We start from the raw sequence: 9,829 nt of genomic DNA on the forward strand, positions 1-9,829 counted from the left end.
TCACGTCATGCAGCCAGAAGGACTGATCGCCGCCGAGGACGTCCTCCTGTTCGCCAATGCCGCGACCACATCCACCGCCCAACGCGAATTCCACTCCGACGCCGACACCCAGCACCTCTCGCTCGACTTCCTGCACGCGTACATGCTGGGCAACTACCGTGATCTGTACGCCGCCGCGCTCGCCCTCGACATCAACGACCACAACGCCGCGCTGATCATCCGCCGACTGCTGGAGAGCGCCACCGAAGCGACCCCCGAACAGCGCCGCACCGAGGGCCGGTTGATCGCCCGACGGCTGACCGCACTGCCCCCGCAGCGGGTCTACGCCCTCTTCGCCGCGCTGCGCCGGGCCAAGGTCAACAACCGCCGCACCCGCGCGATCATGCGGGACTGGCTGGCCGCCCGCCCCGACCCGGCGTTCGACGCCGTCAAGTACCGGACCGGGGTGAAGACGGCGCTGCGGCACGCCCACCTGCCCGCACGAGAAGCCGAGTTGGGTGACTTCCTGTTCGCCCCGCGCCGCCGTACGCGCTACGGGACGCCGCTGCTGGAGACCTGGCGCCGCGCGCACTACGAGCAGGCGGCGGTCTACGAGCTGCCGTTCACCGTCGCGGAGGGCTTCGCGGCCCGGCACGGCATCGCGCGCGCGGCTTTCCTGGAGCGGATCGCGCCCCGGATGACCCGGCTCGAACGGCTCCGTTTCCAGGACTCGGCGCGCCGCCACGGCGCGACCGCCGTCCGGACCGACCTGACGCGGATGCCGCTGACCCGGCTTGCCTCGTACGTCCTCGGGCTGTCCCTGGACGAACGAGCCGGGCGGCGGGCGGAGTTGACAGCGGCGCTGCGGGCCGCCGCGCGCCGGGCCGCGCGCGGCGAGCGCGGCTGGGGCCGGGTCGCGGCAGTCCTGGACGACAGCTTTTCCTCCTACGGCTCCGGCCAGAAGCGGCGCCGCCCGCTTGCGGTGGCGCTCGCAGCCCACCACCTTCTGGAGGCACTCGCCGACTCGTACACACCCCTGTGGACATCGGGACGGAGCGATCCGCTGCTGGCGTTCCCGCACGGGGCGACCCCGCTCGGCGAGCGGATTCTGGACGCGCTGGAGACCGGCCCGGACCGGCTGCTGATCATCTCCGACGGCTGGGACAACGCACCGCCGGGGCTGGCCGCCGAGGTGCTGCGCGTATGGCGGACGCGGCTCGACCCGGACGGGCGGGTCACGGTCGTACACCTCAACCCCGTGTACGACGCGGACGACTTCGACGTGCGCCGCCTGGCCCCGACCGTACCGACCGCGGGCATCCGCGACGCCGAGGATCTGCCGTCGCTGGTCGGCCTGGCGCGGTTCGCCAGCGGCCGCACCGGCCTGCCTGAGCTGCGCGCCCACCTGGACAGCCGTATCACCGCGTTCCTGACCGCACCCGAGGAGGCCCGATGACCGCCACCGGCACCCTCCGCCTCGACCTGGCCGGACTCACCACGCGCCCTTCGCAGGTCTGGGGCGGCATCCGCCTCGTCCCGCTGGTCCGCGCCGAACCGCTGCCGGGCCTGCGGCTGCACGCCGAGCTGTACGGGGACGGCATCGGTGTGGTGACGGTTGGGCCGCGCACCACCTACACGTCGTACATCCCGCACGGCTTCGTCGCCGACTGGGGCGCGGACAGCGGTCATGCGGGCGCCGCGGCGGCGTACGGGACACAGTTGCGCGGCGACCGGGACGCCGAGCCCGTGACCGCGATGCCGCTGCGCATCCACCGCCGGATGGCACGCCGAGAGGCCAAGCACCGACTGCGGTTCCTGCCGCTGCACCTCGCGCTCGACGGTTATCTGGCGCTGCACTTCGGCGGCCCGACCATCGCGTGGGAGGAGTGGTCGCAGCGGGCGCTGAGGCAGGGCCTTTCGCCTCGGGTGGAGGAGGCGTACATCGGCGTGACCGTGCGCGGGCTCGGTGACGCGCTGAAGGTGTTCGAGATACACCCGGGCCAGTGCGGGGTGCTGCTCTACGCGGCCGACGCCCTCGCCGCGGCCTTCGTCGTACCGCACCCGGAGGACTACCGGGCGCTGCACGCCACGCTCGTCCAGGATCTGTACGGGGAACTCATCTACCAATACGCCCTGTTGAGCGCGGCCGTGCCGGACTTCGTGCCGAGGATCGACGAGACGCGGGTGCGGACGACGGCGGATCTGCGAGCGGCGGTGGCCGCGGAACAGCGGGCGTGGGCGGAATTCCACGACGGGACGATGGCGGCGGGGCTGCTGAATACCGAGTACGCGACACGGAAGGTGTACCGGGCGGGCGGGTTCACGCTGTCGCGATTCATACCGGCCTTTCGGCCCCGCGAGGAGAACCACATAGGTGAGGTCATCACCGCGGCGGACGGTCGGCTCGCGTATCTGAAGACCTTTCGTCTGTCCGAGACGCAGATTCGGCGCGGACACCTGTTGGAACGGTTGGCAGCGCACGACTGGCACCTGGGACGGACGGCGGAGGAATTCGGGCTGGACGAGAGGGAATTCGCTTCGCGCCTGCGGGCGGCGGGATTCGGTTCACTGCTCCGCCAGGGATGAGGACGCCTCTGCGGAGGGCCGCCTCCGAGAAGAACTCGGGGACCGCCCACCGCGGGAGCGAACGCGAAGGACCGCGCTCCTAAAGCGCCGACTCCTCCGCCGTGAGCCGTCGCACGGACTCCCGCAGGACGATGTGGGTGCCCAGGAGATGGCGGGTCTGGGCGGTGCCGCGGGCGGAGCCGGGGAGGCCGGCGTCCTCTTCGGCGAGGGCCAGGCGGACGGCGGCGCGGCCGAGCTCGTAGGAAGGGATGTTGACGGTGGTCAGGGGAGGGTTGAGGTCTTGGGAAACATCGTCGTTGTTGTAGCCGACCACCGAGATGTCCTCGGGGGTGCGGAGCCCGCGTTCGCGCATGGCGGCCATCGCGCCCGCGGCGACCAGGTCGTCACCGGCGAAGACCGCGGTGAAGTCGGGGTTGCCGTCGCACCGCGCGAGCAGGTCCCGCATGGAGTTGTAGCCGTTGGTGCGACCGAGGCCGATACCCGCGATCCGCTGGTGCTCCGGCCCGAGCCCGTGGTCGGCCAGCGCACGCTGGTAACCGCGCACGCGCGGCTCGGCCGTGCTGTGCCCCGGCATCGTGCCCAGGTAGAGGATCCGCCGGTGCCCGGCGGACAGCAGGTGGCTGACGGCGGCGTACGCACCGGCCTCGTTGTCGTACTCCACCGCGATGACCGGGGTGTCGGGGCTCGGCGCGGGGCGCCCGCACAGCACGAGCCGGGAGCCCGCGGCGGCGAGCCCGTGCGCGTATTCGGTCAGCCGCACGCGGTACGCCTCGTCCTCGACCGCGCCGCCGACCAGGATCACGATCTCGGCGCGTTGCTCACGCATCATCTGCACCAGCGCCAGCTCCCGTGCCTCGTCACCGCCGTGGCTGCACACCATGCACAGCCGGCCGCGCGCGGCGGCCTCCTGCTCGACGCCCTGGGCGACGGCGGCGAAGAAGTAGCTGTCGACCGACATCATGATCACCGCGACCGTCTTGGGCCCCGTCCCGGCCAGCGCCCGCGCTCGGCCGTCGATCACGTAGTCGAGGTCCTTGACCGCCCGCAGCACCTTGGCGCGCGCGGCGGCCGACGTCGGGTAGTTCCCGGCCAGCGCCCGCGAGACGGTGGCGACCGAGACACCCGCCCGGACGGCGACATCGCGGATGGTGACACGCCGGCTCCCGCCGCCCGCACCCGCCGCGGTCCCCGCAACCGTGGGGCTTCCCGCGCCCGGCCCGTTGCCCGGCCCCGGCTCTGGTGCAGTCTCCGCCATCCCCGCCATCCGATTCCTCAGCGGCCCGCGGCTCCGGATCCGCGACGGCCAACACGCGACGCAAGGACCGACCCACGGCCCGGCGCCAGGCTCAGCGCAGGGCCTGGTCCCACGCCCGACGCTTCGTTCGACACATCGTTCGACGCGGCGCCCGGCGCCCCCCGCGCTGCCGCCCAGCGTAGTAGTGCGGGGCCGGGCGGCAGGCACAGGGCGTCAGTGGTTGGCCGCGTAATCCGCCGCGTACTCGTCGGCGATCTTGTTCAGGCCGTCGCCGCGCATCTTCTTCACCGCCTCGTCCCACGCGCTCAGCGGCTTGCGCCCGGCCACGATCGCGCCGATCGTGTCGAGCCGGTACTGCCCGATGGTGGCTCCCGACCGGGTGAAAGTCTCCGACTGGAGGCCGAACCGCGGATTGCGTACGAGCATCGGCGCGATCTTCACCTGCCAGGCGTGGCTGCGCTTGACGTCGTCCGGCCGCCCCGGCAGGTAGAGCACCTGCGGCGCGTCGGACAGGTATTTGATCGGAAGATTGACGGTGCTCTCCACCAGACCGAGGTCCGTCGGTATCGGCGAGCCTTCCGCGTCACGCGTGAAGTGCGTGCCCTCGATGCCGAAGTGCGTCAGCTCGTACTCCTTGGTGCCGAACGGCGCCGCCAAGTAGTCGAGCACCCGCAGGATCAGCTTGATCCGCTCGGGCGCGGCCTTCTTCAGCACCGTGTAGCCGAAGATCCCGCGCGCCCGCTCCATGCCGGGCTTGCCACCGCCCGACGGCGTGTACGGCACCGCGCCGTCCAGGACGAAGGCGTCCTTGATGCTCGGGATGCTCGTGGTCAGTGCCCCGAAGCCGTCACCCATCGACGCGACCGTGCCGTTGTAGAAGAGCGTCTTGCAGTCGACGGTGGAGGTGCTGAGCGCGTTCGGCAGGTACGTTCCCGCCTGCCGCAGCTTCAGCATGAACTCCAGGCCCGCCTTGTACTCGTCCGTGCCGTACGCGTCGACGAAGTGCCCGCCGTCGAGCTTCCACTCCTGCGGCGCGCCGAACGCCATCGTGTGCACCGCGAAGCCGAAGCCGGTCTGCTGCGCCGCGCCCAGCGCGTACTTCTTGCCGTGCGTCGCCTCCTTGGCGACGGCCATGAAGTCGTCCGACGTCCAGCCGTCCTTCATGCCGGCCGCGCTGAAGATGTCGTTGTTGATCCACAGCGTGGTGCCGGGCGCGGACCGCTGCACCGGAATGCCGAGGATCCGCCCGCTGATCCGGCCCATGTCCTCCCACGCGTAGGTGGGGATGTTCGCCAGATTCGGGTAGTCCTTGACCGCGTCGCCCGCCAGGTACTCGCTCAGGTCCGCGCACTTGGCCTGCACGAATTGCGCCTCGCGGGGCAGTACGTGACCACCGCCGAGGTTGATGACGTCCGGCAGGTCGTTGCCCGCCATCAAGGTGGCCATCTTGTTGTCGTAGTCGGAGTCCGGCACGACCGTGAACTCGATGTTCACCCCCAGCGCCTTGTTGACCGCCGCCCAGAACTTGTTCTCCGACGCGGGTTTCGGCGGCGTCCCGTACGAGATCGTCATCACCTTGATCGTCTCGCCGTTGCCCGGCTTGTCGGCGACCGCGCTGACCAGGTTCTTGGGATACGTCAGATAACCCGGCTGCACCCTGTCCGCCGTCCCCGGCAGATCGGGCGCGGGCCCGCTGACCGGCTTGTACGTCGGCCAGGGTGCGAGCTTCTTGCCCGCGTTGCTCACATCGTGGCCGCCGGACGAGGAGGACGAGCAGGCGGCGAGAACGGATGGGGCGGCCAGAGCGGCGCCACTTGCGGCGATCGAGCGCAGCAGGGTACGCCGCGAGAACGACGAGGTGCTCACGGTCAGTCCTTTCAGGGGTACGGGTGCGATGCGGGTGCGGTGATACGGGTACGGCGGCACGGTCCGCGGCCACTCGGTCCGCGGCCCGCGTACGGCTCAGCTCTTGATGGCGCCGGTCAGCACGCCCTTGGTGAAGTACTTCTGGAGGAAGGGGTAGACGACGAGGATCGGCACGGTCGCCACCACCAGCACCGCCATCTGGATCGTCTGGGGCGACGAGACCATCCCCGCCTCGCTGGCCCCGGAGTCCGCGAGCTGCGCACCCCCGATGACATACGTGCGCAGCACCTGTTGGAGCGGCCAGTGGTCGGAGTTGAGGTAGATCGACGCGTAGAACCAGGCGTTCCAGTACGAGACCGCGTAGAAGAGCCCGACGACCGCGAGGGCCGCCTTGGACAGCGGGAGGACGATCCTGCGCAGGATCAGCCACTCGCCCGCGCCGTCCAGCCGGGCCGCCTCGTACAGCTCCTCGGGGATCGACTGGAAGAAGCCGCGCAGTACGACGAGGTTGAACACATTGATCAGGACGGGTGCGATCAACGACTCGTAGCTGTCGAGCATGTTCAGGCCCTTGACCAGCAGGAAGCCGGGGATCATGCCGGGCGGGAAGAGGAAGGTGAACAGGATCAGCAGCAGGATCGGCTTGCCGCCGAAGACCTGGGGACGGCTGAGCGCGTACGCCAGACCGATCGTGCAGGCGAGGCTGAGGGCCGTGCCGATGATCGTCACACCAGCGCTCACCCACAGCGCGTGGGTGACGATGCTGCCGTCGAAGATCTCCCGGTAGGCGCGCAGGGTGGGGTGTTCCGGCCACAGCACCCAGCCGCCGTTGGCGACCACGTCCTTGTTGGACGCGAAGCTGGTCGACACGATGATCAGGAACGGGACGGTGACCAGCAGGACGACGGCGACCAGGGCCACCGCCTTGGCCGCCTGGGTGACGGGCTTCGGCTTCTCCATCCACGAAGGACGGACGGGACGGACCGGGCGACTCGAACGACGCGGGCGGACCGAACGGAACGGGCCGGTACGAGGCGTGCGACCGGCGGACTGAACGGCGCTCATCGGTAGACCCCCTGCTCGCCCAGCCGGTGCGCGACCTTGTTGGCGGTGAAGACGAGTACGGCGCCCACGACGCCCTTGAAGAGACCGGCCGCGGCGGCATAGCCGAAGTCGCCGCCGATGATGCCCTTGTAGTAGACGAAGGTGTCGATGATCTCGGCCGCCTCAGGCCCGACCGCGGGCCGTTGGAGCAGCATCTGCTCGAAGCCGACCGACAGGATGTCGCCGAGCCTCATGATCAGCAGGAGAACGATGATCGGCCGCAGCGACGGCAGGGTGACGTGCCAGAACCGCCGCCACGGACCCGCGCCGTCGATCGCCGCGGCCTCGTACTGCTGCTCGTCGACCTGCGACAGCGCGGCGAGGAAGATGATCGTGCCCCAGCCGCAGTCCTTCCAGATCACCTGGGCCACGACCAGCGGCTTGAACGCGTCGGGGTTGCCGATGATGTTCACGGTGTGCAGGTGGGCGTCGCCGAGCACGCTGTTGAGCAGCCCGGTCTCGCCGAGCACCTGCTGGAAGAGGGCCACCACGATGACCCACGACAGGAAGTGCGGCAGATACGCCACGCTCTGCACGAACCGCCGCACGCTGTCGCGGGTCAGGCTGTGCAGCAGCATCGCCAGCGCGATCGGCACGGGGAAGAAGAAGACGAGCTGGAGCAGCGCTATCCACAGGGTGTTGACGACCGCGGCCCAGAAGTCCGGGTCGCCGAACATCCGCTGGAAGTTCGCGAAGCCCACCCACTGGCTGGCCCAGAGCCCGTCGAAAGGCACGTAGTCCTTGAACGCGATGACGTTCCCGACCATCGCGCCGTAATGGAAAAGCAGGAAGTACGCCACGCCGGGCGCCATCAGCAGGACGAGGGCGGCATCCCTGCGCAGCCGCTTGCGGCGCGAGCCGGGCTCGGGCTTCACACGGTTCGCCCCGCCCCTACGGGCCAGGCGTTTCGCGCGTCTCACGCGTCGTTCGGACGCGCCCACCGCATCGGCGCGGCTGGTGGCGTCCTGTTCGGCAATCGCCATCGCGTCCTCCTCGACGCTTAAGGTGGGACGGAACCTAAACCGGTTACTACGACAGGTCAACCCCTCCCGCAGCCCAAGGCGTTGACCTCTGATGGCGTCGGCCCTAATCTCAGAGCCAGAGAAAGAAACCGATTACACCGATGTGCGCGGACAGCGGCCCGCACGCACGGCGCCGCACAGCGCACGACGACGAACATGAACACGAGCAGGACCACGAACACGAGCACGTCACCGTGCACAGACCCACGCAGACCTGCGGACACGTGAGGGGCAGACATGGCGGAGCGTCCGAATCTGGTGCTGGCGATGCGTCCGGACATCCTCGACCTGGTACTTCCGGCCCCCCTGCGCACCCGGCTCGACGCCCTCGCGGCCGTCCACCCCGCCCTCGTCACCGACACCACGACGCCCGCCGCGCGGGCCGCGCTCGCCGACGCCGACGTACTGCTCACCGGCTGGGGCGCGCCCGCCGTCGACTCCGCCGTCCTGGCCCTCGCGCCCCGGCTCGGCGCCGTCATCCACGCCGCCGGCACCGTCAAAGGCCACGTCGGGCCCGAGGTCTGGCAGCGCGGCATCGCCGTCTCGTCGGCGGCCGACGCCAACGCCGGTCCCGTCGTGGACTTCACCATGGCCACGGTCGTCCTCGCCGCCCGCCGCGCGCTCGGCACCGCCGCCGAGTACACCGACGGCCAACTCCTCGGCTACCGCGACCGGCGCGGCGCGGACGGCGCCGTCGTCGGCGTCATCGGCGCCTCCCGCATCGGCCGCGGCGTCATCGCCCGGCTCCTCGCCGCCCCCTCCGACTTCCGCGTCCTGCTCGCCGACCCGTACGTCTCCGCCGCCCAGGCCACCGCTCTCGGCGCGGAACTCGTGGACCTCGACGGACTGTGCGCGACCTCCGACATCGTGACCGTGCACGCACCCGATCTGCCCGAGACCCACCACCTGCTCGACGCCCGCCGCCTGGCCCTGATGCGCGACGGCGCCTCCGTCATCAACACCGCACGCGGCCGGCTGGTCGACACCGCGGCCCTCACCCGCGAATGCGCCGCGGGCCGCCTCGACGCCTACCTCGACGTCACCGACCCCGAACCACTCCCCCGCGGCCACCGGCTGCACAGCCTCCGCAACGTCCTGCTCACCCCGCACATCGCGGGCTGCCAGGGCACAGAGGTCCAACGGCTCGGTGCCTACGCCGTCGACGAGGTCGAGCGCTGGACACACGGCGAGGCCCTCCTGGGAGCCGTGCTGGCGGACGACTTGGCGCGCATCGCGTAAGGCGGCGCACATCGCGTACGGCGGCGTGCAGCGGTACGGCGGTACGGCGGTACGGCGCCGGATTCGTCGTCGTCCGGCGGCGCGGCCTAGCGGTCCCTGAAGAGCACCATCTCGTACTCCGTCTCGGACGGGTTCAGCGGATACTTCATCGTCTCGCCGGTGCGGATGAAGCCGAAGCGCTGGTAGAAGGACTCGGCACGGCCGTTGTCCTGGTGGACCCACAGGTACACGCGGTCGGTACGGTCCCAGGCCCAGGCGATGGCGGCGGCGAACAGGCGCTCGGCCAGACCGGTTCCGCGGGTCTCGGGGACCAGATAGACCGCGTTGACGGAGAAGTAGTCGGGCCGCTCAACGACGACGGTGAGCATGCCGACCCAGGCGCCGCCCTGGTGTCCGTCTGTCTCGTCGGGTTTGCGGACCGCGTCACGGTCGATGGCGACGAACTGCTGGGATCCGGCACCGGACGCCCGTCGCTGCCAGACCGTGTCGCTCAGCGCGGCCTCCTCCTCGAAGGTCCGCGCGAAGGCCATGCTGCTGACCGGGTCCTGGAGCGCTGCCAACCGCAGTGCCCGGATCCGCTGCCACTCCGCCGGTACCACCGGCCGTATCTCGTACCGCATCATCCGACGGTACAACGCAAAAAAGCTCGGGTCCTCCGAATTAAATTCGGAGGACCCGAGCTGAAAGATTGTTCGGCGGTGTCCTACTCTCCCACAGGGTCCCCCCTGCAGTACCATCGGCGCTGAAAGGCTTAGCTTCCGGGTTCGGAATGTAACCG

Annotated in this window: 8 protein-coding genes and 1 rRNA gene; 3 read left to right on the top strand and 6 right to left on the bottom strand. The window is 70.3% G+C overall.

All coding sequences use genetic code 11. From position 1 onward, the window contains the following. Positions 1 to 7: 7 nt before the first annotated feature. Both ACIOC1_RS28445 and ACIOC1_RS28450 read left to right on the top strand, forming a co-directional pair. Positions 8 to 1,435 (top strand): hypothetical protein, encoded by a 1,428-nt coding sequence (locus ACIOC1_RS28445; protein ID WP_401856760.1) that lies wholly within the window; start codon positions 8 to 10, stop codon positions 1,433 to 1,435. Then, positions 1,432 to 2,565 carry an ARPP-2 domain-containing protein gene (locus ACIOC1_RS28450; protein ID WP_401856762.1) on the top strand — a complete coding sequence of 378 codons (1,134 nt, stop codon included), beginning with the start codon at positions 1,432 to 1,434 and terminating at the stop codon, positions 2,563 to 2,565. Before ACIOC1_RS28445 ends, ACIOC1_RS28450 begins: the two co-directional genes overlap by 4 nt. A gap of 79 nt (positions 2,566 to 2,644) precedes the next feature. On the opposite strand, the gene ACIOC1_RS28455 is transcribed toward ACIOC1_RS28450, so the two are convergent. The 4 genes from ACIOC1_RS28455 to ACIOC1_RS28470 form a co-directional block, all read right to left on the bottom strand. Then, the gene (locus ACIOC1_RS28455) at positions 2,645 to 3,820 is read right to left on the bottom strand and encodes a LacI family DNA-binding transcriptional regulator (protein WP_401856764.1); all 1,176 of its coding nucleotides are present in this window, start codon (positions 3,818 to 3,820) and stop codon (positions 2,645 to 2,647) included. A 213-nt stretch (positions 3,821 to 4,033) separates the two neighbouring features. Then, entirely contained in the window at positions 4,034 to 5,686 is a 1,653-nt protein-coding gene (locus tag ACIOC1_RS28460) for an extracellular solute-binding protein (protein WP_401856766.1), read from the bottom strand. 96 nt (positions 5,687 to 5,782) lie between these two features. Continuing rightward, the gene (locus ACIOC1_RS28465) at positions 5,783 to 6,646 is read right to left on the bottom strand and encodes a carbohydrate ABC transporter permease (protein ID WP_188285559.1); all 864 of its coding nucleotides are present in this window, start codon (positions 6,644 to 6,646) and stop codon (positions 5,783 to 5,785) included. 101 nt (positions 6,647 to 6,747) lie between these two features. Next, a complete protein-coding gene (locus tag ACIOC1_RS28470; protein ID WP_188285565.1) occupies positions 6,748 to 7,602 on the bottom strand; it encodes a sugar ABC transporter permease in 855 nt (284 codons plus the stop codon). Between the two features lie 447 nt (positions 7,603 to 8,049). Here ACIOC1_RS28470 and ACIOC1_RS28475 point away from each other — a divergent pair, with 447 nt between their 5' ends. Beyond that, positions 8,050 to 9,051 (top strand): hydroxyacid dehydrogenase, encoded by a 1,002-nt coding sequence (locus ACIOC1_RS28475; RefSeq protein WP_401856768.1) that lies wholly within the window; start codon positions 8,050 to 8,052, stop codon positions 9,049 to 9,051. 86 nt (positions 9,052 to 9,137) lie between these two features. Here the strand turns inward: ACIOC1_RS28475 and ACIOC1_RS28480 are convergent, their stop codons facing one another. Beyond that, on the bottom strand, positions 9,138 to 9,671 hold the full coding sequence (locus ACIOC1_RS28480) for a GNAT family N-acetyltransferase (protein ID WP_401856770.1): 534 nt from the start codon (positions 9,669 to 9,671) through the stop codon (positions 9,138 to 9,140). A gap of 70 nt (positions 9,672 to 9,741) precedes the next feature. Continuing rightward, positions 9,742 to 9,829: ribosomal RNA gene (rrf, locus tag ACIOC1_RS28485) — 5S ribosomal RNA — on the bottom strand; the annotation flags it as partial.

The organism is Streptomyces sp. NPDC088197, assembly GCF_044741185.1.
Classification (GTDB): Bacteria; Actinomycetota; Actinomycetes; order Streptomycetales; family Streptomycetaceae; genus Actinacidiphila.

What these genes read in the sequence shown, in the direction of transcription:
- ACIOC1_RS28465 (WP_188285559.1), bottom strand. Translation starts at nt 6,646, where the DNA reads ATGGAGAAGCCGAAGCCCGTCACCCAGGCGGCCAAGGCGGTGGCCCTG.
- ACIOC1_RS28455 (WP_401856764.1), bottom strand. Translation starts at nt 3,820, where the DNA reads ATGGCGGAGACTGCACCAGAGCCGGGGCCGGGCAACGGGCCGGGCGCG.
- ACIOC1_RS28480 (WP_401856770.1), bottom strand. Translation starts at nt 9,671, where the DNA reads ATGCGGTACGAGATACGGCCGGTGGTACCGGCGGAGTGGCAGCGGATC.
- ACIOC1_RS28445 (WP_401856760.1), top strand. Translation starts at nt 8, where the DNA reads ATGCAGCCAGAAGGACTGATCGCCGCCGAGGACGTCCTCCTGTTCGCC.
- ACIOC1_RS28450 (WP_401856762.1), top strand. Translation starts at nt 1,432, where the DNA reads ATGACCGCCACCGGCACCCTCCGCCTCGACCTGGCCGGACTCACCACG.
- ACIOC1_RS28475 (WP_401856768.1), top strand. Translation starts at nt 8,050, where the DNA reads ATGGCGGAGCGTCCGAATCTGGTGCTGGCGATGCGTCCGGACATCCTC.
- ACIOC1_RS28470 (WP_188285565.1), bottom strand. Translation starts at nt 7,602, where the DNA reads ATGGCGCCCGGCGTGGCGTACTTCCTGCTTTTCCATTACGGCGCGATG.